The sequence below is a fragment of the Neisseria sp. WLZKY-1 genome (genome assembly GCF_046546535.1).
GTDB lineage: Bacteria > Pseudomonadota > Gammaproteobacteria > Burkholderiales > Neisseriaceae > Neisseria.
The window spans coordinates 1-21,863 of the sequence record NZ_JBKGTW010000012.1; the positions used below are offsets into that span (position 1 = coordinate 1).

23 protein-coding genes are annotated in these 21,863 nt (G+C 60.1%); 8 read left to right on the top strand and 15 right to left on the bottom strand.

The genetic code is table 11. From position 1 onward, the window contains the following. The coding region (locus tag ACLD9W_RS04985) for a tetratricopeptide repeat protein (protein ID WP_410840984.1) at nucleotides 1-218 on the bottom strand (218 nt) is incomplete at its 3' end. A gap of 60 nt (nucleotides 219-278) precedes the next feature. Beyond that, the gene (locus tag ACLD9W_RS04990; protein WP_410840985.1) at nucleotides 279-2,555 is read right to left on the bottom strand and encodes a Tex family protein; all 2,277 of its coding nucleotides are present in this window, start codon (nucleotides 2,553-2,555) and stop codon (nucleotides 279-281) included. Nucleotides 2,556-2,721: 166 nt separating this feature from the next. On the opposite strand from ACLD9W_RS04990, the gene msrAB reads away from it, so the two are divergent. Next, the gene (gene msrAB / locus ACLD9W_RS04995; RefSeq protein WP_410840986.1) at nucleotides 2,722-4,281 is read left to right on the top strand and encodes a bifunctional peptide-methionine (S)-S-oxide reductase MsrA/peptide-methionine (R)-S-oxide reductase MsrB; all 1,560 of its coding nucleotides are present in this window, start codon (nucleotides 2,722-2,724) and stop codon (nucleotides 4,279-4,281) included. 98 nt (nucleotides 4,282-4,379) lie between these two features. Here msrAB and ACLD9W_RS05000 read toward each other — a convergent pair whose 3' ends face one another. Continuing rightward, entirely contained in the window at nucleotides 4,380-4,712 is a 333-nt protein-coding gene (locus ACLD9W_RS05000; protein ID WP_410840987.1) for a zinc ribbon domain-containing protein YjdM, read from the bottom strand. A gap of 236 nt (nucleotides 4,713-4,948) precedes the next feature. Between ACLD9W_RS05000 and ACLD9W_RS05005 the strand changes: the two genes are divergently transcribed. Next, complete coding sequence (locus ACLD9W_RS05005) at nucleotides 4,949-5,839, top strand: tyrosine-type recombinase/integrase (protein WP_410840988.1); 891 nt, start codon at nucleotides 4,949-4,951, stop codon at nucleotides 5,837-5,839. Between the two features lie 277 nt (nucleotides 5,840-6,116). Here the strand turns inward: ACLD9W_RS05005 and ACLD9W_RS05010 are convergent, their stop codons facing one another. Both ACLD9W_RS05010 and ACLD9W_RS05015 read right to left on the bottom strand, forming a co-directional pair. Then, complete coding sequence (locus ACLD9W_RS05010; protein ID WP_410840989.1) at nucleotides 6,117-6,722, bottom strand: nitroreductase family protein; 606 nt, start codon at nucleotides 6,720-6,722, stop codon at nucleotides 6,117-6,119. 10 nt (nucleotides 6,723-6,732) lie between these two features. After that, the gene (locus ACLD9W_RS05015; RefSeq protein WP_410840990.1) at nucleotides 6,733-7,134 is read right to left on the bottom strand and encodes a DoxX family protein; all 402 of its coding nucleotides are present in this window, start codon (nucleotides 7,132-7,134) and stop codon (nucleotides 6,733-6,735) included. A 102-nt stretch (nucleotides 7,135-7,236) separates the two neighbouring features. Here ACLD9W_RS05015 and ACLD9W_RS05020 point away from each other — a divergent pair, with 102 nt between their 5' ends. Together ACLD9W_RS05020 and ACLD9W_RS05025 are read left to right on the top strand one after the other, a co-directional pair. Further along, the gene (locus ACLD9W_RS05020; RefSeq protein WP_410840991.1) at nucleotides 7,237-8,127 is read left to right on the top strand and encodes a LysR family transcriptional regulator; all 891 of its coding nucleotides are present in this window, start codon (nucleotides 7,237-7,239) and stop codon (nucleotides 8,125-8,127) included. A gap of 81 nt (nucleotides 8,128-8,208) precedes the next feature. Next, a complete protein-coding gene (locus tag ACLD9W_RS05025; protein WP_009425466.1) occupies nucleotides 8,209-8,484 on the top strand; it encodes an oxidative damage protection protein in 276 nt (91 codons plus the stop codon). 149 nt (nucleotides 8,485-8,633) lie between these two features. On the opposite strand, the gene ACLD9W_RS05030 is transcribed toward ACLD9W_RS05025, so the two are convergent. Next, the gene (locus ACLD9W_RS05030) at nucleotides 8,634-9,017 is read right to left on the bottom strand and encodes a hypothetical protein (RefSeq protein ID WP_410840992.1); all 384 of its coding nucleotides are present in this window, start codon (nucleotides 9,015-9,017) and stop codon (nucleotides 8,634-8,636) included. A gap of 264 nt (nucleotides 9,018-9,281) precedes the next feature. On the opposite strand from ACLD9W_RS05030, the gene ppk1 reads away from it, so the two are divergent. Next, nucleotides 9,282-11,333 carry a polyphosphate kinase 1 gene (gene ppk1 / locus ACLD9W_RS05035; protein ID WP_410840993.1) on the top strand — a complete coding sequence of 684 codons (2,052 nt, stop codon included), beginning with the start codon at nucleotides 9,282-9,284 and terminating at the stop codon, nucleotides 11,331-11,333. A gap of 160 nt (nucleotides 11,334-11,493) precedes the next feature. Here ppk1 and ACLD9W_RS05040 read toward each other — a convergent pair whose 3' ends face one another. Both ACLD9W_RS05040 and ACLD9W_RS05045 read right to left on the bottom strand, forming a co-directional pair. Then, nucleotides 11,494-11,778, bottom strand: coding sequence for a hypothetical protein (locus tag ACLD9W_RS05040; RefSeq protein ID WP_410840994.1), 285 nt, complete (start codon nucleotides 11,776-11,778; stop codon nucleotides 11,494-11,496). Between the two features lie 298 nt (nucleotides 11,779-12,076). Further along, entirely contained in the window at nucleotides 12,077-12,865 is a 789-nt protein-coding gene (locus ACLD9W_RS05045; protein WP_410840995.1) for an inositol monophosphatase family protein, read from the bottom strand. Between the two features lie 129 nt (nucleotides 12,866-12,994). Between ACLD9W_RS05045 and ACLD9W_RS05050 the strand changes: the two genes are divergently transcribed. Both ACLD9W_RS05050 and prmA read left to right on the top strand, forming a co-directional pair. Continuing rightward, on the top strand, nucleotides 12,995-13,714 hold the full coding sequence (locus ACLD9W_RS05050; protein WP_410840996.1) for a 16S rRNA (uracil(1498)-N(3))-methyltransferase: 720 nt from the start codon (nucleotides 12,995-12,997) through the stop codon (nucleotides 13,712-13,714). A gap of 86 nt (nucleotides 13,715-13,800) precedes the next feature. After that, nucleotides 13,801-14,688 carry a 50S ribosomal protein L11 methyltransferase gene (gene prmA / locus ACLD9W_RS05055; RefSeq protein ID WP_410840997.1) on the top strand — a complete coding sequence of 296 codons (888 nt, stop codon included), beginning with the start codon at nucleotides 13,801-13,803 and terminating at the stop codon, nucleotides 14,686-14,688. A 257-nt stretch (nucleotides 14,689-14,945) separates the two neighbouring features. Here the strand turns inward: prmA and ACLD9W_RS05060 are convergent, their stop codons facing one another. The 7 genes from ACLD9W_RS05060 to fabG all read right to left on the bottom strand — a co-directional run bounded on the left by ACLD9W_RS05060 (nucleotide 14,946) and on the right by fabG (nucleotide 20,972). Next, nucleotides 14,946-15,818, bottom strand: a complete 873-nt coding sequence (locus ACLD9W_RS05060) for an endonuclease/exonuclease/phosphatase family protein (protein WP_410840998.1) — start codon at nucleotides 15,816-15,818, stop codon at nucleotides 14,946-14,948. Nucleotides 15,819-15,909: 91 nt separating this feature from the next. After that, entirely contained in the window at nucleotides 15,910-16,941 is a 1,032-nt protein-coding gene (gene gap / locus ACLD9W_RS05065) for a type I glyceraldehyde-3-phosphate dehydrogenase (RefSeq protein ID WP_410840999.1), read from the bottom strand. A 403-nt stretch (nucleotides 16,942-17,344) separates the two neighbouring features. After that, on the bottom strand, nucleotides 17,345-18,760 hold the full coding sequence (aspA, locus tag ACLD9W_RS05070; RefSeq protein WP_410841000.1) for an aspartate ammonia-lyase: 1,416 nt from the start codon (nucleotides 18,758-18,760) through the stop codon (nucleotides 17,345-17,347). Nucleotides 18,761-18,894: 134 nt separating this feature from the next. After that, the gene (locus tag ACLD9W_RS05075) at nucleotides 18,895-19,191 is read right to left on the bottom strand and encodes a hypothetical protein (protein WP_410841001.1); all 297 of its coding nucleotides are present in this window, start codon (nucleotides 19,189-19,191) and stop codon (nucleotides 18,895-18,897) included. Beyond that, complete coding sequence (locus tag ACLD9W_RS05080) at nucleotides 19,184-19,582, bottom strand: phage holin family protein (protein ID WP_410841002.1); 399 nt, start codon at nucleotides 19,580-19,582, stop codon at nucleotides 19,184-19,186. Before ACLD9W_RS05080 ends, ACLD9W_RS05075 begins: the two co-directional genes overlap by 8 nt. Nucleotides 19,583-19,657: 75 nt before the next feature. Beyond that, nucleotides 19,658-20,047, bottom strand: coding sequence for a YqjD family protein (locus ACLD9W_RS05085; RefSeq protein ID WP_410841003.1), 390 nt, complete (start codon nucleotides 20,045-20,047; stop codon nucleotides 19,658-19,660). Nucleotides 20,048-20,225: 178 nt separating this feature from the next. Further along, complete coding sequence (gene fabG / locus ACLD9W_RS05090) at nucleotides 20,226-20,972, bottom strand: 3-oxoacyl-ACP reductase FabG (protein WP_410841004.1); 747 nt, start codon at nucleotides 20,970-20,972, stop codon at nucleotides 20,226-20,228. A 266-nt stretch (nucleotides 20,973-21,238) separates the two neighbouring features. On the opposite strand from fabG, the gene ACLD9W_RS05095 reads away from it, so the two are divergent. After that, entirely contained in the window at nucleotides 21,239-21,847 is a 609-nt protein-coding gene (locus tag ACLD9W_RS05095; protein ID WP_410841005.1) for a BON domain-containing protein, read from the top strand. The last annotated feature ends 16 nt before the right edge of the window (nucleotides 21,848-21,863 follow it).

Sequence of the window (21,863 nt, forward strand, 5' to 3'; positions counted from 1 at the left end):
GAATCTTCATGCTTAACGTTTTGGTAGGCAGCTATTGCTCCTTCGTCATCTCCTCGTTTTTCCAAAGTAACGCCGAGATTAAATTGAGCTTTTGCATATAGTTCGGGTGAATCTTCACGTTTGATACTGCGCCAAATATCCACTGCCTCTTTTAACAGACCTTGATCATACAAATCAATACCTTGCTGAAGTAAAGCGTTAATTTCCTGCTCTGTCATCACGATTTTTCCTATTTGAATTAAAAAATGTACTTTGCCGGTTATCCTTTTCAGACGGCCTTATCTCTTCAACTTGGCAAACGCATCCGCCATCGCGCTGTTTTGCGGGGCTTTGTTTCCGCTGTGGCGCTGGCTGCTTCGGTTGTCGGAACGTGTATTTCGGTTTTCAGGCTGCCTTTTGCCTGCGCCTGATGCAGGGTCGTCTGAAAGGCGCATGGTGAGGGCGATGCGTTTGCGGGCGGCATCCACTTCCAGCACTTTGACTTTGACGACGTCCCCCGCTTTGACCACTTCGCGCGGGTCTTGCACGAAACGGTCGGCAAGGGCGGAGATGTGTACCAAGCCGTCTTGGTGTACGCCGATGTCGACGAATGCGCCGAAGTTGGCGACGTTGGAGACCACGCCTTCTAAAATCATGCCGATTTCTAAATCTTTGATTTCGTGAATACCTTCGGCGAAGGAGGCCGTCTGAAACTCGCCGCGCGGGTCGCGGCCGGGTTTTTCCAGCTCGGACAGAATGTCCAGAATGGTCGGCAGGCCGAAGCGTTCGTCGGTGAAATCGGACGCTTTGATTTGCTTCACGCGCTCGCGGTTGCCGATGAGTTCGGCGGCGGTAATGCCTTGTTGAGCCAGCATTTTGGCGACGACGGGATAGGCTTCGGGGTGGACGGCGCTCGCGTCCAGCGGCTCTTTGCCGCCGTTGATGCGCAAAAATCCTGCCGCCTGCTCGAAGGTTTTTTCGCCGAGGCGCGGCACTTTGAGCAATTTTTTGCGGCTGTCGAACGCGCCGTTTTCGTCGCGGTAGGCGACGATGTTTTGCGCCAGCGTGGCGTTCAGCCCCGAAATGCGGGCGAGCAGCGGCGCAGAGGCGGTGTTCACGTCCACGCCGACGGCGTTCACGCAGTCTTCGACCACCGCGTCCAGCGATTTGGCGAGCTGGCTTTGGTTCACGTCGTGCTGATACTGGCCCACGCCGATGGATTTGGGGTCGATTTTGACCAACTCGGCGAGCGGGTCTTGCAGCCTGCGGGCGATGGACACCGCGCCGCGCAGGGAAACGTCCAAGTCGGGGAATTCGCGCGCCGCCAGTTCGGACGCGGAATAAATCGATGCGCCGGCTTCGGAAACGACGATTTTGTGCAGCCCCATTTCCGGCATTCCGCGCACCAGTTCGCCCGCGATTTTGTCGGTTTCGCGGCTGGCGGTGCCGTTGCCGATGGCGATGAGCTTCACGCCGTGCTGTTTAATCAGGCGCGACAGCGTTGCCAACATATTGTTTTCTTGATGCAAATAGACGATGACCGTATCCAGCAGCTTGCCCGTGTCGTCCACCACGGCGCATTTCACACCGTTGCGGTAGCCGGGGTCGAGACCCAAAGTGGTCAGCCGTCCGGCGGGCGCGGCGAGCAGCAAGTCTTTGAGATTGCGGGCGAACACGGTAATTGCGTCGGTGTCGGCGGCTTCTTTCAGACGACCTAAGGCTTCAAGTTCCAACGACAGAAAAATCTTCGCCCGCCACGCCAGCCGCACGGTGTCGCGCAGCCATTTATTATTTTCTGACACGCCAAACTGTGCGGCGATGATTTGCTCGTATTCGCTCGCTTGGGTAATCGGCGTGTCGTCGGCTTGATATTTGAGCGCGATGTTCAACACGCCTTCGTTGCGCCCGCGCAAAACCGCCAGCGCGCGGTGGCTGGGCATGGCGCGCACGGCTTCGCGGTGGTCAAAATAGTCTTTGAATTTTTCGCCTTTTTCTTCTTCACCCGCGACAACCTGCGCGTGGATTTCGGCTTCGTTCCACAGTTTTTCGCGCAGGCGGCCAATCAGCGCGGCATCTTCGGCAAACTGTTCCATCAAAATCGCGCGCGCGCCATCCAGCGCGGCTTTGGCATCGGGCACATTATCATTCACAAACGGCGCGGCGGCGGTTTCCACGTCTTGCGGCTGTTCGCCCAACAGCAAATCCGCCAGCGGCTGCAAACCGTGTTCGCGCGCGGTTTGCGCCTTGGTGCGGCGTTTGGGTTTGTAGGGCAGGTACAAATCTTCCAGCGCGGTTTTGTTGTCGGCGGCTTCGATTTGGGCTTTCAGGTCGTCTGAAAGTTTGCCTTGTTCGTCAATGGATTTGAGCACGGCGGCGCGGCGCTCTTCCAGCTCGCGCAGATACTGCAAACGCTCGGCCAGCGTGCGCAACTGCGTGTCGTCCAGAGCGCCCGTGGCTTCCTTGCGGTAGCGGGCGATAAAGGGCACGGTGGCGCCGTCGTCCAAGAGGGAAACGGCGGCTTCGATTTGGGCGGCGGTGGCGGAGAGCTCGGCGGCGAGGGTGGCGGTGATGTTCATGGTGGGAATCTCTTGGGTAAATGCAAAGGGCGGAATTATAGCGGCAGGCTTTCCGCGCCCGAAAAGGCCGTCTGAAAAATTTTTTTACGGCGGCGCGGAAATTCTGTAAGGTTTGCCACTCCTGCGCGTCTAACGCCCATCCGAACCGCAAAAAAGGAGTATGACCATGCAAAAACGAACATCCTTCCGGCTACCCGCACTGCTGTTGGGCGCAGCGGCGGCGGCTTTGGCGTTTTTTCTGACGCACGCGCAAACAGCCGAAGCCGCGCCCGTGCCGCAGATGCTTTCGCAGCTGAAAGATTCGCACGGCCAACCCGCCCCGCGCCTGTTGGCGAAAAACAAGCCCACGCTGATTAAATTTTGGGCAAGCTGGTGTCCGCTGTGTTTGTCGGAACTCGGCCACACCGAAAAATGGACGCAGGACCAGCGTTTCCAAGCGGCCAACCTGATTACCGTGGCCTCGCCCGGTTTTCTCGGCGAGAAAAAAGACGGCGAGTTCCAAAAATGGTATTCGGGCTTGAATTATCCCAAACTGCCCGTAGTAACAGACCACGGCGGCACCATCGCCAAAAGCCTCAACATCGGCGTGTACCCCTCGTGGGCAGTACTCGACAAAAGCGGCAACGTCGCCCGCATCGTCAAAGGCAGCATCAACGAAGCCCAAGCGCTCGCGCTCATCGACAACCCCGAGGCCGACTTAGGCCGTCTGAAAACGCAGTTCAACACCCAAGACAAAGCGAAAGTCAAACCCATGAATACCAAAACCATCTATCTGGCCGGCGGCTGTTTCTGGGGCTTGGAAGCCTATTTCCAACGCATCGACGGCGTGGCCGATGCCGTATCGGGTTACGCCAACGGCAACACGAAAAACCCAAGCTATCAAGACGTCATCAACAACAGCGGCCACGCCGAAACGGTAAAAGTAACCTACGATGCCGACAAACTCAGCCTCGACGACATCCTGCAATACTACTTCCGCGTTATCGACCCCACCAGCCTCAACAAACAGGGCAACGACCGCGGCATCCAATACCGCACCGGCGTGTACTACACCGACCCGGCCGAAAAAGCCGTGATTGAGCAAGCCCTCGCGCGCGAGCAGAAAAAATACAGCCAGCCCATCGTGGTAGAAAACCAAGCGCTGCAAAACTTCTACGATGCCGAGGAATACCATCAGGACTACCTGATTAAAAACCCCAACGGCTACTGCCACATCGACATCCGCAAGGCCGACGAGCCGCTGCCGGGCAAAGCCGCGCCGCAAGGCAAAGGCTTTAACGCCGCCACCTACCACAAACCGAGCGATGCCGAACTCAAGCGCACGCTCACCCGCGAGCAATACGAAGTAACCCAGCACGCCGCCACCGAATACGCCTTCAGCCACGAATACGACCACCTGTTCAAACCCGGCATCTATGTGGACATCGTCAGCGGCGAGCCTCTGTTTTCCTCCGCCGACAAATTTGATTCGGGCTGCGGCTGGCCGAGCTTCACCAAACCCATCGAAGCCGCTGCTGTAACCGAGCACAACGATTTGAGTTACAACATGGTGCGTACCGAAGTGCGCAGCCGCGCCGCCGACTCACACTTGGGACACGTGTTTCCCGACGGCCCCAAAGACAAAGGCGGCCTGCGCTACTGCATCAACGGCGCGAGCCTGAAATTCATTCCGTTGGAAGAGATGGACGCGGCAGGCTACGGGCATTTGAAACATCTGGCGCGTTAAGGCTGCCCGTTAAGGCCGTCTGAAAACAAAAAGGCCGTCTGAAAACCCAAATCAGGTTTTCAGACGGCCTTTGCCGTTTGTGTCGGTGCAAACCGCCGTCAGGCTTTCTTCACAAACTCCGATTTCAAATTCATCGCACTGCCGTCGATTTTGCAGCCGATATTGTGATCGCCCTCCTGCAAACGGATGTTTTTCACCTTCGTGCCCTGCTTGATCACCATCGAACTGCCTTTGACTTTCAAATCCTTCACCAGCACCACCGTATCCCCGTTTTGCAACACCGCACCGTTGGCATCCCTGACCTCGGCATCGGTCTCGGCAGCGGCCGTTTCCTGCGGATTCCATTCGTGGGCGCATTCGGGACAGACCAGATTGGCACCGTCTTCATAAGTGTATTCGGAGCCGCATTGCGGACAGGCGGGCAGAGTCATCGTGTTTCCTTCAAAAAAAGCCGGCAATATACAGCAAAAACCGCCGACCCGTATCCGGCCTTCCCTTTCAGACGGCCTTTCCCCTGCCGCGCACACGGATTCCGTCACAAGACAAAAAACGGAAAAGCAAAAAGAGGCCGTCTGAAAGCCCGTTTCCCGATTTTCAGACGGCCTCCCTTGCCCGCCGCCGCCCCGCTTTGCTACCCTGCCGCCGTTTCTCCTTTGTTCCGCAGCCCATGACTCCCGAAGAATTCCTGTCGCACCGCGCCGCCTATCTCGACGCCCTGCGCCAACAGCGCAAATCGCCGCACACCATCGCCGCCTACCGCCGCGACCTCGACAAGCTGGCCGACATCATGCCGCGCCACGAAAACGCCGTCGGCCGCGCTGACTTTGCCGCCGCATTGAAAAAACTGTCGCAGCAGGGCTTGGGCGAACGCAGCATGGCGCGCCAACTGTCGGCCTGGCGGCAGTTGGCCGAACACCTCGTTCGCCTCGGCCTGCTCGATGCCAACCCCGCAGGCCGTCTGAAAGCGCCCAAAGCGCCGCAACTGCTGCCCAAAGCGGTGGACGCCGAACCGCTCAACGCTCTGCTCGACCGCGCTGCCGACGCCGACCATGCCTGCGCCGCCCGCGACCTCGCGCTGTTCGAACTGCTCTACGGCAGCGGCCTGCGTGTGGCCGAAGCGCAGGGCTTGGACTTGGCCGACGTGCTGCCGGAAGAAGGCTGGGTGTCCGTGCGCGGCAAAGGCGGCAAACACCGCCAAGTGCCGCTCACCGACAAAAGCGCCGCCGCCCTCGCCGCCTACCTGCCGCAGCGCGCCGCCGCCGCAGGCGAAACCGCCCTCTTCACCAACCGCCACGGCCGCCGCCTGAGCATCCGCCAAATGCAAAACCGCCTGCGCGACTGGGCGGCGGCGGGCGGCAGTCCGCAGCACATCAGCCCGCATATGCTGCGCCACAGCTACGCCAGCCACCTGTTGCAGTCGGCGGGCGACATCCGCGCCGTGCAGGAGCTGCTCGGCCACAGCAGCCTGTCGGCGACGCAGATTTACACCAAGCTCGATTTCGACCACATGGCCAAGGTATACGACGCGGCGCACCCGCGGGCGAAGCGGAAAAAATAAGCCGTCAGGAAAAGGCCGTCTGAAAGCGGATTTTGCTTTCAGACGGCCTCAAACCGCCCGCGTTACTTCTCAGGCCGTCTGAAAACGGGCTGCAACGGAGCGAAACAAAAAATGCCGTCCTTCCCGCGTTGATGCGGAATCGGCGGCCTACAAGGCTTGCGGCAAACGGGCAGGCGCTGCGCCGTTTTCCGTCTGCAGCACGGGAAACACAAAGAGGCCGTCTGAAAACCCTGAATCGGTGTTTTCAGACGGCCTCTTCGTGTCAGGCAAACGCCGTTTACGCGCCGAACACCTTAAAGCGGCCATCCAGCGGCGCAAAGGTTTTGTCGCCCGCCAGCGCGGCGATGCCGCCGAACACCAGCTGCGCGCGCAGCGTCCACGAAGCGGGGATGTTCCATTCGCGGGCAACGGCAGCATCAATCAGCGGATTGTAGTGCTGCAGATTGGCGCCGATGCCGGCGGCGGCCAGCGTCGTCCACACCGCGTATTGGTGCATGGCGTCGGCGTGATCCGCCCATACCGGGAAATTTTCGGCATAGGCGGGGAACTGCTCCTGCAAGCCCTTCACCACGTCTTGGTCTTCAAAAAACAGCACCGAACCGGCAGCGGCTTTAAACATCGCCAGTTTCTGCGCCGTCGGCTCGAAAGACTCGGCGGGCACGACGGCGCACAGCGCGTCTTCGGCAAACTGCCACAGTTTTTCGTGTTCCGCACCAAACAGCACCACCGCGCGGGTGGACTGCGAATTGAAAGACGAAGGCGTGTGGCGCACCGCGTGCTCGACAATCGCCGCCACTTCGCCCGTCGGCAGCGGCAGGTTTTTGTTCAGGGCGTACACCGAGCGGCGCGCTTCGGCCGCCTGTTGCAGGGTTTGGTAAGACATGTCGTCCTCCTTATTCGGAACGGTTTTTGCAGAAAAGTTTGTCCAGCGACCACGCGCCACCGCCGGCTGCGGCCAGATACAGGAACACAAAGCTGAACAGCGCGGCCGACTCGCCGCCGTTGGCAATCGGGAACAGCGCGTTGCCCTGCGAAGCGTGCGCCATAAAATAGGCCACCGCCATCTGGCCCGAGAGAATAAACGCCACCGGACGCGTCAGCAAGCCCAAAAGCAGCAGCAAGCCGCCTCCCACTTCCAAAATCGCCGCCGCCAGATAAATGCCCGACGGCGCGCCGCCGCCCATAGCCACGGGGAAAGAGAAAAACTTGGCGGTGCCGTGCAGGATAAACATATAGGCCGAAGCAATGCGCAGCAACGACAGCACGGCGGGGGCGAAACGGTTTAAAGCATTCATCGGGATAATCCTTATCGTGTGTGTAAAACGCCGCATTATAGATAAAGCATATCGGCGGATATATACTCGCACCGTTGACGCAACCTTTCCCAATAAGAAACCATGGACACCCTTTTGAGCCTTCGGGTTTTCTGCGAAGTGGTGCAACAGCGCAGCTTCACCCGCGCCGCCGAAAAGCTCGGCATCTCCACCGCAATGGCCAGCAAACACGTTTCCCATCTCGAGCGCCACGTCCGCGCCAAGCTCCTGCAACGCAGCAGCCGCAGCCTGAACCTGACCGAAGCGGGCGAAGCCTACTACCGCCGCTGCGCCGAAGCGCTCGACACCCTCGACACCGCCGCCGAACGCGCCGCCGGCAGCGCCGAAACCCCGCAGGGACAGCTCAGAATCACCATGCCGATGTGGTTTGCCAATGCCATGTTCTGCAGCTGGCTCGCCGAATACCGCCGCCGCTACCCACAAGTCAGCCTTGATCTGATACTCGCCAACCGCAAAGCCGACCTGATCGCCGAAGGCATAGACCTCGCCCTGCGCGTCAGCTCCGACGGCCTGCCGCCCGGCCTGATCGTGCGCCCGCTCGCCGAAATCCCCTTCTATCTCGTCGCCGCCCCCGAACACCTGGCCGAACACGGCACCCCCGCCACCCCGCAGGAAGCCGCCGCCCATCCCTTCGTACTGCCCGCCTACACCGACGTCGACAGCCTGACCGTCAGCCGCGGCCGCGAGCACCATACCCTGCGCCCCGAAGCCGCCGTGCGCAGCGACAACACCCAAATGACGCACAAAATGATTCTCGCCGGCTGCGGCCTAGGCTACCTGCCCGAATGGACGGCGCGGCAAGACCTGGCAAGCGGCCGCCTCGTACGCCTGCTGCCCGACTGGCACATCTTCGCCGCCACCCTCTACGCCGCCTACCCCAACCGCACCTTTCTCAGCGCCAAAGTACGAAGCTTTATCGACTTTTTGTGCGAAAAAACCGATCAGGCCGTCTGAAACGCCCGCCGCCCTTCCTATACAAAACCCCGCCCGTGGGCTAGAATCCGCGCGTTTGAAACCCGCAAAAAAGGAAAGAAAATGACCCGCATGGTTCACTGCGTGAAACTCGGCAAAGAAGCCGAAGGCATGAAATTCCCGCCGCTGCCCAACGAACTGGGCAAACGCATTTTCGAAAACGTCTCCCAGGAAGCATGGATGGCCTGGACGCGCCACCAAACCATGCTCATCAACGAAAACCGCCTCAGCCTCGCCGACCCGCGCGCGCGCGAATATCTGGCGCAGCAGATGGAAAACTACTTCTTCGGCGACGGCGCCGATTCCGTCGCAGGCTATGTGCCGCAAGAGCCGCAATAAACCTTACAGGCCGTCTGAAACTACGTTTTCAGACGGCCTGTAAGCTTTTTTCCCTTCCCCAGGCATCCCGCCATACGAAGAGGCCGTCTGAAACCCGCAAATGCGCTTTCAGACGGCCTCTTGCCTTGCTGTGCTTTTTTCAGACGGCCTCACAGCCCCTTGATAATGTCTTCCCATTCCGGCGGCAGGCGGCAGTTGTCGGAAACGTTTTTAAACAGCGGTGCGATATCGGCCGCGCCGTATTCGCCCAGCGCCGTGCCCACGGGCGTTACGAAAAAGCGCTTGTCGAAATTGGTTTTGGCAAACTCGACAAACAGATCGACATAGCTTTGGATTTCTTCCAGCGGCAGCAGCTTGAGCTGCTCGTCCTTCACCGGTATCGCCAGCGACTGCCCCTGCAAACCGAAGCCCTGCCCCATTTCCGCGCCGTATTTCATCCGCGCGGTAAGGGCGGTGCCCAAGCCGTGTTTTCCGGCCTTGTTCGAGCCGAAGACAAAAATTTCGTTATCCCGTATTTCGTGTTTGATGCTCATCGACATCTCCTTATTGGAATGGTTTTTTAAAGGACACCTTGCGCCCGCAAAAAACCGCTATTGTAAATCATGCAGCGAAAAAGAATGTTTGACGTATGTCATACTTTCAAACAAACGGCATACGCCCCGAAGCCCGTTTCAGACGGCCTCCCGCTGGCAAAACACCGCCGCGCGACTTATACTGACAGCCTCTGAAAACGGTGCGCCGCCGCCGTTTTCCCGAAAAATCCGAACAGAACGACAACAGACAAAAAGGAGACCGCCATGCCCCGATCCGACCGTTTTCTCTGCCGCGAACTGAGCCTGCTCGCCTTCAACCGCCGCGTGCTGGCACAGGCGCAGGACGTGCGCGTGCCGCTCTTGGAGCGGCTGCGTTTTTTGTGCATCGTGTCGTCGAATCTGGACGAATTTTTCGAAGTGCGCATGGCCTGGCTGCGGCGCGAACACAAGCGCAACCCCGCCCGCCTGCTCGACAGCGGCCTGACGCCCGCCGAAACCATGGCCGCCGCCTCGGAAGAAGCGCACCGCCTGATTGCCGAACAATACGCCCTGTTCAACAACGAGTTGCAACCCGCGCTCGGACAGGCAGGCATCCATTTCTACCGCCGCCGCAACTGGACGGCCGATCAGCGCGCCTGGATCAAAAGCTATTTCGACCGCGAACTGTGGCCGATACTCACCCCGATCGGCCTTGACCCCGCCCATCCCTTCCCCCGCCCGCTCAACAAATCGCTCAATTTCGCCGTGGAGCTCGAAGGCCGCGACGCCTTCGGCCGCTCCTCGGGCATGGCCATCGTCCAAGCGCCGCGCATCCTGCCGCGCGTGGTGAAACTGCCGTCGGAACTCTGCGGCGGCGAAGACGGCTTTGTCTTTTTGTCGTCCATCCTGCACGAATACGTCTACCTGCTTTTCCCCGGCATGGAAGTGAAAGGCTGCCACCAGTTCCGCCTCACACGCGACAGCGACCTGACCGTCGACGAAGAAGACCTCACCAACTTGCGCGCCGCCATCGAAAGCGAGCTGCACGACCGCGAATACGGCGCCGGCGTGCGCCTCGAAGTGGCCGACACCTGCCCGCCGCAGCTGTGCGAATTCCTGCTCGGCCATTTCCGCCTCACACCCGCCGACCTCTACCAAGTCGAAGGCCCCGTCAACCTCGTGCGCCTGATGGCCGTGCCCGACATGGTCGGCCGTCCCGACCTCAAATACGCCCCGCGCACCGGCAGCGTGCCCGCGCCGCTGAAAAAAGACCGCTCGATACTCGACGCCGCCGCGCGCCAGGACATCCTGCTGCACCATCCCTACCAATCCTTCGAACCCGTCGTCCGCCTCATCCGCGAAGCCGCTGCCGATCCCGACGTCGTCGCCGTCAAAATGACGATTTACCGCACCGGCACGACTTCCGAGCTGGCCAAAGCCCTGATGAACGCCGCGCTGGCGGGCAAACAGGTCACCGTCGTCGTCGAACTGATGGCGCGTTTCGACGAAGCCAACAACGTCAACTGGGCGCAGCGCCTCGAAGACGCGGGCGCGCACGTCGTTTACGGCGTGTTCGGCTACAAAGTGCACGCCAAAATGGCACTCGTCATCCGCCGCGAAGAAGGCCGTCTGAAACGCTACGCCCACCTCGGCACGGGCAACTACCACCAGGGCACCTCGCGCATCTACACCGACTTCGGCCTCATCACCGCCGACGAAAACATCACCGCCGATGTGAACACTTTGTTCATGGAAATCACAGGACTGGGCAAACCCGGCCGTCTGAACACCCTCTACCAAAGCCCCTTCACCCTGCACCAAATGCTGCTCGAAGGCATCCGCCGCGAAACGGAGCACGCCAAAGCCGGACGCCCCGCCCGCATCGTCGCCAAACTCAATTCGCTCATCGAAACCGGCATCATCGACGCCCTCTACGAAGCCGGCGCTGCGGGCGTGCAAATCGACCTTATCGTGCGCGGCATGTGTGCCCTGCGCCCGCAGGTGCCCGGCCTGTCGGACAACATCCGCGTGCGCTCCATCATCGGTCGCCAGCTCGAACACGCCCGCGTCTACTATTTCTACAATAACGGCGCGGAAGACACCTATATTTCCAGCGCCGATTGGATGGGACGCAACTTCTTCCGCCGCATCGAAACCTGCACCCCGATCGAAAACCCGCAGCTCAAAGCGCGCGTTATCCGCGAAGGGCTGACGCTGGCGTTGGAAGACAACTGCCAAGCCTGGATCATGCAGCCCGACGGCAGCTACGTCCGCGCCGAAGCCGCCGAAGAAGCGCATAGCTTGCAGGAAACCCTGTGGCAGGAATACGGCGGCTGAGCCGCAGCCGCTTTGAGGCCGTCTGAAAACCAAGTTTCAGACGGCCTGACGCTTTTAAACTCCACCCCGCGCCGCCACAACGGTGTCAATAACAGCGGCACACGGCAAGAGGCCGTCTGAAACCCCGATTCGGGCTTTCAGACGGCCTCTGTGCATTCCGTTACATCACAAACGATGCAACCGACGATTCGATGTCGTCCATCATATGCTGGTGCTCGATGGCCTCGCCGACGGTAATGCCGTAGCGGGCGGCGGTGTCGCGCCCAGTCTGGCGGCCGATTTCCGCCTGCGTCACAAATTCCAGCAGCGTCTCACGCTCTTCGGCGCTCAACAGTTTCAGCGCTTTGGCGTGTGTTTTCAAATCGCCGTAGTCGCGCAGCACGATGCTTTTCGGATCAACGGCCGCGTGCCACTCCGCGCGCAGCAGTGCGAATAGTTTTTTCATATTTTACCCCGTAATATTTGTTTGTCTGATGCCTGCGGTCTGTTTCCGACCGTTGAGGCGATGCCATTATAAACCGCTTTTCCGACAAATGGCGCATTTTTCAAACAAACGGTGCAAATAGTTTGAAAACAGACAAAAAAATGCCGCTCAAAAATGAGCGGCCAAATACATTATGGGAAAACGTCATAGAAAACATCAACCGGGCAGGGATTAGACCCGATTGATGGAGCGCATTATAAGGGCTTGCGCCGCCGTATGCAATTTTTTGCATCTTAACAAGAACAGACGGTTTGCAGGATTACTGGTTGCTGCGTATCCATTTGAGCCACGGCTCGAACAGCTGCGGGCTGGCGGCGGCAATGACCGAGCGCTGGAAGACGTGCTGCCCGCTCCAAAAATCGTCGCCTTCCAGCGTGGCGAGACAGCCGCCCGCTTCGCTGAAAATCAGCGATCCTGCCGCGTAGTCCCACAGTTTCTGGCCGCCGTGGACGTATACGTCCATGCGTCCGGCGGCGAGGTAGCACCAGTCGAGCGTGCTACTGCCCATGTTGCGGATGCTGCCCACGGGCGAGAGGGTGCTCATGCGGCTGGAGAGTTTGCCCGAACGCAGGTATTTGATTTCCACGCCGGCAATGGCGCGGTGGAGTTTTTTTTCGCGCAGCGCCAGCGGCAGACAACGACCGTTGAGAAACGCGCCCTGCCCTGCCTGCGCGTAAAAGCATTCGTCGGACACGGGGTTGTAGATAACGCCGATTTCGGGTCTGCCCTGCCGCAGCAGGGCGGCGGAGAGGGCGAAGTGGGGGAAACCGTTGACGAAATTAGTGGTGCCGTCTATCGGGTCGACCACCCACAGCGCGTCGTGGTTGTGCAGCCACAAGTCGCGCTGCGCCTGTTCGGCCATTTCCTCGCCGAGCATCGGGCAGTCGGCAATCTGCCGCAGGCCGTCTGAAAAAGCGGCCTGCGCCGCCAAATCGGCTTCCGACAGAATGCTGCCGTCGGCCTTCTCGCTGGCGGCCGCCGTGAGAAAGCGCGGCATCACTTCGGTGTGCGCGATGTGTTTCACCAGCGTTTGTAGTTGTTGCAACACTATTGCCGTCCTTTATCCGTACAGGCCGCCCGAAGGTTTTCAGACGGCCTGTCTGCGCGGCGGCGCGCGCTGTGCATTGCGCGCCGCACCTGTATAATCGCGGGCTATATTAACCGATTTTTACCGCTTATGCCCCGCTTCTTTGTCGATGCCGCCCTCACTGAGGGCGCGTCCGTTTCCCTGCCGCCCGCCGTGGTGCGCCATCTGCACGTTTTGCGCTGCCGCGCGGGCGAAGAAATCGTTTTGTTCAACGGCGGCGGCTTCGCTTATCCGGCCGTGCTCGAACACATCGGCAAACGCGAAGCGGATGCGCGGATTCTGGCCGAGAGGCCGTCTGAAAGCGAATCGCCGCTGTCGGTCACGCTGGTTCAGGCCGTGTCGGCGGGCGAGAAAATGGACTTTATCGTGCAGAAAAGCGTCGAATTGGGCGTGAACGAAATTTTCCCCGTCACCAGCACCCGCTCGGTGGCGCGGCTTGACGGCGAACGCGCGGCCAAGCGGGTGGCGCGCTGGCAGGAAATCGCCGTGGCCGCCTGCGAGCAGAGCGGGCGCGACACCGTTCCCGCCATCCGCCCGCTGCTGCCTTTCACGCAGGCGCTCGCGCTGCTGCCCGCAGGCGGCACCCGCCTGCTGATGAGCCCGCGCAACGGCACCGGTCTGCGCACTCTGCCGCCGACACGGCACGCCGTCCTTGCCGTCGGCCCCGAAGGCGGCTGGACGGAACAGGAAGAAGCCACCGCCACCGCCGCAGGCTTCGCCGCCGTCACCCTCGGCCGCCGCGTGCTGCGTACCGAAACCGCCCCCGTCGCCGCCCTCGCCGCGATGCAGACGCTGTGGGGCGATTTTTGAGATTTTCCTTGTTTGAGGCCGTCTGAAACACCGTTTTGCCTTTTTCAGACGGCCTCTCCATTCCAACCCCGATTGAAAGCCCGACCATGTCCTACCAGCAAACCACCTTTATCGTTAACGAACTGATCGCCGAACCCCTGTCCGACGCGCTGATGGCGCACGGCGCACTCTCCGCCGCCATCGAAGACGCCTACGCGGGTACGGACGAAGAGCAGGCCATTTTCGGCGAACCGGGCATGCCCGCCGAACAGGTTTGGCAAAACAGCAAAGTGCTGGCGCTGTTTGCCGAAAACGACGACGTGGCCGCCGTTGTGGCCGCCGCCGCCGCCTCGCTCGACATCCCCGCGCCGCCCTACCGCACCGAACTTCTGCCCGAACAGGACTGGGTGCGGCTGACGCAGGCACAGTTCGACCCCATCAAAATTTCCGAGCGCCTGTGGATTACGCCCTCTTGGCACGACGCGCCCGACAGTAAGGCCGTCAACCTGCAACTCGACCCCGGCCTAGCCTTCGGCACGGGCAGCCACCCCACCACCCGCCTGTGCCTGCAATGGCTGGATAACGAACTGCAAGGCGGCGAAAGCGTGTTGGACTACGGCTGCGGCTCGGGCATCCTCGCCATCGCTGCCCTCAAACTCGGCGCACGCGCCGCCGACGGCGTGGATATCGACCCGCAGGCCGTTGCCGCCGCCAAAGCCAACGCCGAACAAAACAACACGGCGGCGCGCTTCTATCTGCCCGACGAACTGCCGCCGGGACAATACGACGTCGTCGTCGCCAACATTCTCGCCAACCCGCTGCGTATGCTCGGCGAAATGCTCGCCGCCCGCACCAAAAGCGGCGGCCGCATCGTCCTTTCGGGACTTTTGGCCGACCAGGCGCAGGAATTGTCGGAAATCTACGGCCGCTGGTTCGACCTCGATCCCGTTGCCACAGACGAAGGCTGGGCGCGCCTGAGCGGCGTGAAACGCTGACGCGGCGGCAATACCGTCCGCCAAACCGAAGAGGCCGTCTGAAAACCCCGTTTCGGGCTTTCAGACGGCCTCTTTATTTGACTGCCGGACAAACAACCAGTTTGCAGGTCAGGCATTTATGCCCGACAAGCCCCATTCGCAAAGTTCGGGCATATAAACAACACAGAAAATACAAGGCAGCAAGCCGCAGATTTTTGTATCGGCACAACACAAAGGCCGTCTGAAAGAAGCTTTCAGACGGCCTTGCCGCAAACAAACTACCAGACGACCGACAAAGCGCGGTGGTCGGAATGCCGCCACGGCATAGGATGCACCGCTGCGGCGGTGCCGCGCGTCAGAACATGGTCGATCTGAAGGAAAAACGGCCGCCATGTCGGCGTGTAAAAGCGCATCTGCGGTGCAAGGCCTGCGGCGGCGGCAAAGCGGCGGAAGGTGGGCGAAAAAGGGCTGTCGTTCAAATCGCCCACGGCCAGCACCCTGTCTTCCGCAGCCATCAGGCGGGCGGTTTCGGCCAGATATGCGTCCCTGTCCCGTGCCAACGCTCCGCCAACCGGCGGCGGCGGATGGAGGGCGTAAACGGCAGTGTCACCGACAAGGGCGCGGATATAGGGATAATCGCCGGAAAAACGCACCTCGCAGGCATCCAGCGGCCGCCTGCTCCACAGGGCAAGGGCAAACGGGCTATCGGATTCGCGTTCGCAGCCGTAGGGATAACGGTGGCGCAGCTGTGCCCAGCCCCCGTCGGCCGTATCGATTTCCGCCAAAGCCAGCATATCGGGCGCGGCAGCCAAAAGCGCGGCCGTTTCCGCCGCTGCCTGCGGATTGTCGAGATGGACGTTGTACCAAATCAGGCTGCGCCGCGTTTCAGACGGTCTCTCGAGAACAAAAGGCTGCATCAGCCAAAGCGCCGCACCCGCCGCACAAACCGCCCACAACAGCCGCCGCCGTCCCGGACAAAACAGCGCGGCAAGCAGGAATACGGCCGCGTAATGCGGCATGAAATGGCCGAACAGTCCGGCAAACCAGTGCAGGCCGCCCAACTGGCCGGCAATGCAGGCAGCCAGAGACAAAACGGCCAAAATGTTCAGCCGCCTGAGCAGGAAACGCCGCCACGAAAAGTTTTTGTCCATCAATGCATCCTTTATATAGTGAAACAAAGGCCGTCTGAAAACCCCGTTTCAGGCTTTCAGACGGCCTCTTCATCTCTGCCGCAGCGCGGGCTTATGCGAATTCGGGCACGTCCTGGCCGGTCATACGCAGGGCGGTACGCAGCATCTGGCAGCTGAAGCCCCATTCGTTGTCGTACCAGGCGAACACTTTCACCATATTGCCGTCGACGACTTTGGTAATCGTGGCATCAAAGCTACTGGCGACGGTGGTGTGGTTGAAGTCGGTGGACACCAGCGGCAGGGTGTTGTACGCCAACACGCCTTTCAGACGGCCTTCTTCGGCGGCGGCTTTCATCAGCGCGTTGATTTCGTCGGCGGAAGTGTCGCGTCCGGCTTGGAAGCTCAAATCGACCAGCGATACGTTGACGGTGGGCACGCGGATGGCGAGGCCGTCGAGCTTGCCTTTGAGTTCGGGCAGTACGAGGCCGACGGCTTTGGCCGCGCCGGTTTTGGTGGGAATCATGTTTTCCACGCCGCTGCGCGCGCGGCGCAGGTCTTTGTGGCGCACGTCGGTGACGGTTTGGTCGTTGGTGAGCGCGTGGATGGTGGTCATCGCGCCTTTGACGATGCCGACGCTTTCGCTCAACACTTTGGCCACGGGGGCAAGGCAGTTGGTGGTGCAGGAGGCGTTGGAAATCACGGTCATGTCGTCGGTAATCACATCATCGTTGACGCCGTAAACAACGGTGGCATCGACATCGTCGCCGCCGGGGGCGGAAATCAGCACTTTCTTCGCGCCGCTCTCAAGATGGACTTGCGCTTTGGCTTTACTGGTAAAGGCGCCGGTGCATTCCATTACCAAATCCACGCCGAGTTCTTTCCACGGCAGCTCGGCCGGGTTGCGGGTGGAGAAGTAGGGGATTTTGCGGCCGTTGATGATGAGGTGGTTTTCATCGTGGGAAACATCGGCGGCAAAGCGGCCGTGTACGGTGTCGAATTTGGTGAGGTGGGCATTGGTTTCGATGCCGCCGCTGGCGTTGACGGCGACGATTTCCAGTCGGTCTTGCAGGTTGTAGTCGTAGATGGCGCGCAATACTTGGCGGCCGATGCGGCCGTAGCCGTTGATGGCAACTTTGATGCCCATGTCTGAATCCTTTTGTTTTGTGGGTTTGCGGAAATAAAAACCGGCGGATTATAGCAAATTTGTAATCGGACGTAGTCGGAAAAGGCCGTCTGAAAAACGGCTTCGGGGAAAATTACGGACAAAAAAATGCCACCTGCAAAAACAGGCGGCCAAACACATTACGGGGAAAATGTCTTACTCACTTACTTGCTAGAAAAGCAAATATCTATCAGACGACGCGCATCATAGCGGCTTCTCTTGTACGGGTGACTCGTTAACAGATAAACGGTTCATTTTTATGATTAACGGTATTTAACAATGAACTTTTCGGCTATTTTCTGCCCTATCCGCATAAAAAGGCCGTCTGAAAAGCGGGAAATGCTTTTCAGGCGGCCTTTGAAGCGGTTTTATGCCAATCGGCAGCTTAACCCGCTGTCACCGCCTTGTATTGCGGGTTCATCAGGTTGGCGGGCGACAGGATGTCGTCGAGCTGCGCCGCATCCAGCAGGCCGAGTTCCAGCACCGCTTCGCGCACGCTTTTGCCGGTTTGCGCGCAGATTCTGCCGACTTTGTCGCCGTTGTGGTGGCCGATAAAAGGGTTGAGGTAGGTGACGATGCCGATGGAGTTGAAAACGTAATCGGCGCAGGTTTGGCGGTTGGCGGTGATGCCGTCGACGCATTTGTCGGCCAGGGAGGTGCAGGCGTTGCCGAGCAGTTCGATGCTTTCAAACAGGGCTTGGGCGATAACGGGTTCCATCACGTTGAGTTGGAGCTGCCCCGCTTCGGCGGCGAAGGCGACGGCGGTGTCGTTGCCGATGACTTTGAAGCAGACCTGGTTGGCCACTTCGGGAATCACGGGGTTGACTTTGGCGGGCATGATGGACGAGCCGGCCTGCATTTCCGGCAGGTTGATTTCGTTCAGGCCGGCGCGCGGGCCGGAGGAGAGCAGGCGCAGATCGTTGCAAATTTTGGACAGCTTCACCGCCAGACGTTTCAGCGCGGCATGGACGCTGACGTAGTCGCCGCAATCGGGCGTGGCCGCAACCAAATCGGGCGACAGGGTGCACGGCAGGCCGCTGATTTCGGCCAGTTTGGCCACGGCCAGCGGCGCATAGCCTGCGGGGGTGTTGACGCCGGTGCCGATGGCGGTGCCGCCGAGATTGACGGTTAAAAGCAGGTCGATATTGCGTTGCAAGTTGGCCTCTTCGTCTGCCAGCCAGCGGGCGAAGGCGGCAAATTCGGCGCCCAGCGACATGGGCACGGCGTCCTGCAACTGGGTGCGCCCCATTTTCAGCACGTCTTTAAAGGCTGCGGCCTTGTCCTCGAAGGCGTTTTTCAGACGGCCTGTTTTTTCCAGCAGGGCGGCGGCGCTGTTATACACGGCAAGGCGCAGGCCGGTGGGGTAGGCGTCGTTGGTGGACTGGCTGGCGTTGACATGGTCCATCGGGTCGATGATGCCGTAGCTACCTTTGGCGTGGCCGAGGATTTCCAAGGCGAGGTTGGCGATGACTTCGTTGGTGTTCATGTTCACCGACGTACCCGCGCCGCCCTGATAAACGTCGGACGGGAACTGGTCGAGGCAGCGGCCTTTTTCCAACACTTCGCCGCAGGCACGGTCTATGGCCTGCGCGACTTCGGCAGACAACACGCCCAGCTCGGCATTGGCGCGGGCGGCGGCCTGTTTCACCATCACCATGCCGCGCACGAATTCGGGAATGTCGGAAATCCTGCGTTCGGAAATGCGGAAATTTTCCACCGCGCGCAGGGTGTGGATGCCCCAATAGGCATAGTTGGGGATTTGGCGCTCGCCCAACAGGTCGCGTTCGGTACGGCTTGTCATGTCTTTTCTCCAAATTCGATGATAAAAATGTATGGAAATGCCGCCGTGCGGCTGCGGCGGCATTTTGCCCGATTCGTCATGGGGTTCCAACCGGTTCGCCGCATCGGGCGTGGCAAACAAGGCTTTCAGACGGCCTAATGGGATTTGCCGTAACGCTCCGCCGCCCTCTGCCGCGCAAACTGCCAGGCCGCCCAGGCAGCGAGCCACAGCCAGCGCGATTTGCGCGGCGCGGCGGCGAAGGCGGCTTTGCGCCCCCAGCCGTCTGCGGCCGCAGCGGCGACGGTTTCCGCCAGCGCCAACCATTCGGCGCGCCTGCGGCTGCCGTCCTGCCGCGCCTGCTGCCGTTTGATGCGGGCGGCCTGCACGCGCAGCCGTGCCAGTTTGATTTCCAGTTCCAGCAGTTCGCGTGCCTGCCGCTGCCGCTCATTCATCACCACGCTCCTTTGCCGCCGTTTCGCCGCGCAGGCAGGCGATGTCGTCGCGGACGGCCGCCACGGCGGCGGACAAGTCGGCACGCTGTTTGCGCCACGCCGCGCCGATGCGGCGGAAAAACAGAAACGCCGCCAGCAGGCAGAATGCCGTTATGGCGAAAAACACGCCCACTGCCCAAGCGTCGCCGAGCAGGCGGTTGAGGCCGAACAGGGCGGCCAGCACGGCGGCAAACAGCATCACCGCCGCCAACAGCAGCGACAGCATGATGGCGAAGGTGCTTTCCGCCTGCTCCGACAAATCCAACGCCAGCATTTGCAGGCGCAAGAGCAGCAGATCCGTTCCTTTGTCGAACAGGTTTTTGGCATGGTCGATTTCTTGTCTGATACCCATCGTCGCTCCGAGTGTCGGAAGTTGTAAAGAGAGGCCGTCTGAAAGGGTTTTCAGACGGCCTCTGTCTGCCTGCGTTTAACGGCGGTTCAGCAGCACGCCGACTACCAAGCCTGCCAGCGCGGCAAAGCCCATGGCGTAATACGGTTTTTCGTGCACGGCTTCGTCGGCCTGCTTGGCGCGGCGCTTGATTTGCGCGCCCGCTTCGTCTTCAAACTGACGGAATTTCTCTTTGGCGTAGGCCGAGCGGCGTTTGAAGGTTTCGGAGGCTTCTTCTTCAAAGTGACGCAGTTTCTTTTTCGCGGCTTCGAGTTTGCCGCCCAAGCGGCTTTTCAGCTCTTCGATTTCTTCCGTACCCTGCTCCACGCCCTGGCTGTACAACGCTTCCACATCGTCCATCACGGCGCGGATTTCTTCCAGCATGGCTGCTTTGCGTGCTTCAAATTCGTCGCGGTCGTATTTGCTCATCGGTTTGCTCCTCTTCGGTTCGGGTTGGAAAGGCCGCCAGTATAGGACGGCGGCGGACAAAGGGCAATTAAATCAATTAAATGTTTACGGTATTGCGTAAATATTTGTATGAAAAAGCAAAGAGGCCGTCTGAACAAGCTTTCAGACGGCCTCTCCTAATCTTTAACAAGAAAGCAAATCAAGGCATCAGCATACCGCCGTTGACGTGCAGCGTTTGGCCGGTGATGTATTTGGCCTGATCGGACGCGAGAAACAGCACTGCATCGGCGATGTCCTGCGCGTCGCCGAATCTGCCCAGCGAGGTTTGCGCTTCAAACATCTTGCGCGTCTCTTCCGGCAGGGCGCGGGTCATGTCGGTATTGATAAAGCCGGGTGCGACACAGTTGACCGTGATGCCGCGGCTACCCACTTCGCGGGCGAGTGATTTGGAAAAACCGATCAAGCCCGCTTTGGCGGCGGCGTAGTTGGCCTGCCCCGCGTTGCCCATTGCGCCCACCACCGAAGTGATGCTGATGATGCGGCCGCCGCGCTGCTTCATCATGCCGCGCAACACGGCTTTGCTGGCACGGAACACGGATTTGAGGTTGACCTGCATGATGTCGTCCCACTCTTCTTCTTTCATACGCATCAACAGGTTGTCGCGCGTGATGCCCGCGTTGTTGACCAAAATGTCCAGTTTGCCGAACTCTTTTTCGATTTCGCCAATCAGGTTTTCAATGGTGTCGGGCGCGGCGGAATCCAAAACGCGGCCTGCGCCGCCCCATTGCGCCAAACGATTGCCGATGGCAGCCGCGCCGCTGTCGCTTGTGGCCGTGCCGATGACTTTCGCGCCTGCGGCGGCCAGCGTGTCGGCGATGGCTGCACCGATACCGCGCGAGGCGCCGGTAACGAGGGCGACTTTGCCGGAAAGGTCTTGCGTGCTCATGATTCTGTATCCTTTGTATGTTTGGGGTTGGTCGGAAAAACAGGCGGGCTTATATCACAAGGCCGTCTGAAAGCGAAGCTTCAACGGAGTTAAAACCCAAATCCGCCCGCCGCCTTTTTTCAGACGGCCTCCACGCCGCAGGGAAACGGCGGCCAACAAACCCTGCGCATCCCCTACGCATCGGCGGCAATACCCGCTACAATACGCGCCGCTGTGTATTTTCAAGGCGTTTGCGCGGCAAACGCCTTTTACGAAAGGATACGGAAATGAGCCGCCCCCCCATCAAAACTCTGTCTGCCGCCCTGGTTTCCACTCTGTTGCTCGGTGGCTGCGCCGCAGCCGTTATCGGCGGCGCGGCGGCGGGCACATCGTCGGTTATCGACCGCCGCACCACCGGCGCGCAGGCCGACGACCAAATCATCGAGTTGCGCGTCAAAAACACCGCCGCCGCCTACCTGCGGCAAAACAACCAAACCGACGGCTTCACGCCCAACCTGAGCGTGGTCAGCTACAACCGCCACATCCTGCTCCTGGGCAAAGTGGCCACCGAAGCCGAACGCCGCTTCGTCGAACAGGTGGCGCGTTCCGAGCAGTCGGCGCAGGCGGTATACAACTACATCGAAGTCAACCCGCAGGCGCGCTCCTTCGGCAATATTTCCGCCGACACATGGAGCACGACAAAGGTGAAAACCATGATGCTGGGCGTGAACGGCGTCTACCCCGGCCGCGTCAAAATCGTCACCTACGACGGCGTCACCTACGCAATGGGCATCCTCACGCCCGAAGAACAGGCCGCCGTCACCCAGCGCGTCAGCACCACTGCAGGCGTGCAGAAAGTCGTCACCCTCTACCAAAACTACACGCCGCAAAAATAAACAAACCGATTAGAAG

Excerpts from the sequence above, each read along its gene's own strand:
- ACLD9W_RS04990 (WP_410840985.1), bottom strand. The coding sequence starts at position 2,555 with ATGAACATCACCGCCACCCTCGCCGCCGAGCTCTCCGCCACCGCCGCC.
- msrAB (WP_410840986.1), top strand. The coding sequence starts at position 2,722 with ATGCAAAAACGAACATCCTTCCGGCTACCCGCACTGCTGTTGGGCGCA.
- ACLD9W_RS05000 (WP_410840987.1), bottom strand. The coding sequence starts at position 4,712 with ATGACTCTGCCCGCCTGTCCGCAATGCGGCTCCGAATACACTTATGAA.
- ACLD9W_RS05005 (WP_410840988.1), top strand. The coding sequence starts at position 4,949 with ATGACTCCCGAAGAATTCCTGTCGCACCGCGCCGCCTATCTCGACGCC.
- ACLD9W_RS05010 (WP_410840989.1), bottom strand. The coding sequence starts at position 6,722 with ATGTCTTACCAAACCCTGCAACAGGCGGCCGAAGCGCGCCGCTCGGTG.
- ACLD9W_RS05015 (WP_410840990.1), bottom strand. The coding sequence starts at position 7,134 with ATGAATGCTTTAAACCGTTTCGCCCCCGCCGTGCTGTCGTTGCTGCGC.
- ACLD9W_RS05020 (WP_410840991.1), top strand. The coding sequence starts at position 7,237 with ATGGACACCCTTTTGAGCCTTCGGGTTTTCTGCGAAGTGGTGCAACAG.
- ACLD9W_RS05025 (WP_009425466.1), top strand. The coding sequence starts at position 8,209 with ATGACCCGCATGGTTCACTGCGTGAAACTCGGCAAAGAAGCCGAAGGC.
- ACLD9W_RS05030 (WP_410840992.1), bottom strand. The coding sequence starts at position 9,017 with ATGAGCATCAAACACGAAATACGGGATAACGAAATTTTTGTCTTCGGC.
- ppk1 (WP_410840993.1), top strand. The coding sequence starts at position 9,282 with ATGCCCCGATCCGACCGTTTTCTCTGCCGCGAACTGAGCCTGCTCGCC.
- ACLD9W_RS05040 (WP_410840994.1), bottom strand. The coding sequence starts at position 11,778 with ATGAAAAAACTATTCGCACTGCTGCGCGCGGAGTGGCACGCGGCCGTT.
- ACLD9W_RS05050 (WP_410840996.1), top strand. The coding sequence starts at position 12,995 with ATGCCCCGCTTCTTTGTCGATGCCGCCCTCACTGAGGGCGCGTCCGTT.
- prmA (WP_410840997.1), top strand. The coding sequence starts at position 13,801 with ATGTCCTACCAGCAAACCACCTTTATCGTTAACGAACTGATCGCCGAA.
- ACLD9W_RS05060 (WP_410840998.1), bottom strand. The coding sequence starts at position 15,818 with ATGGACAAAAACTTTTCGTGGCGGCGTTTCCTGCTCAGGCGGCTGAAC.
- gap (WP_410840999.1), bottom strand. The coding sequence starts at position 16,941 with ATGGGCATCAAAGTTGCCATCAACGGCTACGGCCGCATCGGCCGCCAA.
- aspA (WP_410841000.1), bottom strand. The coding sequence starts at position 18,760 with ATGACAAGCCGTACCGAACGCGACCTGTTGGGCGAGCGCCAAATCCCC.
- ACLD9W_RS05075 (WP_410841001.1), bottom strand. The coding sequence starts at position 19,191 with ATGAATGAGCGGCAGCGGCAGGCACGCGAACTGCTGGAACTGGAAATC.
- ACLD9W_RS05080 (WP_410841002.1), bottom strand. The coding sequence starts at position 19,582 with ATGGGTATCAGACAAGAAATCGACCATGCCAAAAACCTGTTCGACAAA.
- ACLD9W_RS05085 (WP_410841003.1), bottom strand. The coding sequence starts at position 20,047 with ATGAGCAAATACGACCGCGACGAATTTGAAGCACGCAAAGCAGCCATG.
- fabG (WP_410841004.1), bottom strand. The coding sequence starts at position 20,972 with ATGAGCACGCAAGACCTTTCCGGCAAAGTCGCCCTCGTTACCGGCGCC.
- ACLD9W_RS05095 (WP_410841005.1), top strand. The coding sequence starts at position 21,239 with ATGAGCCGCCCCCCCATCAAAACTCTGTCTGCCGCCCTGGTTTCCACT.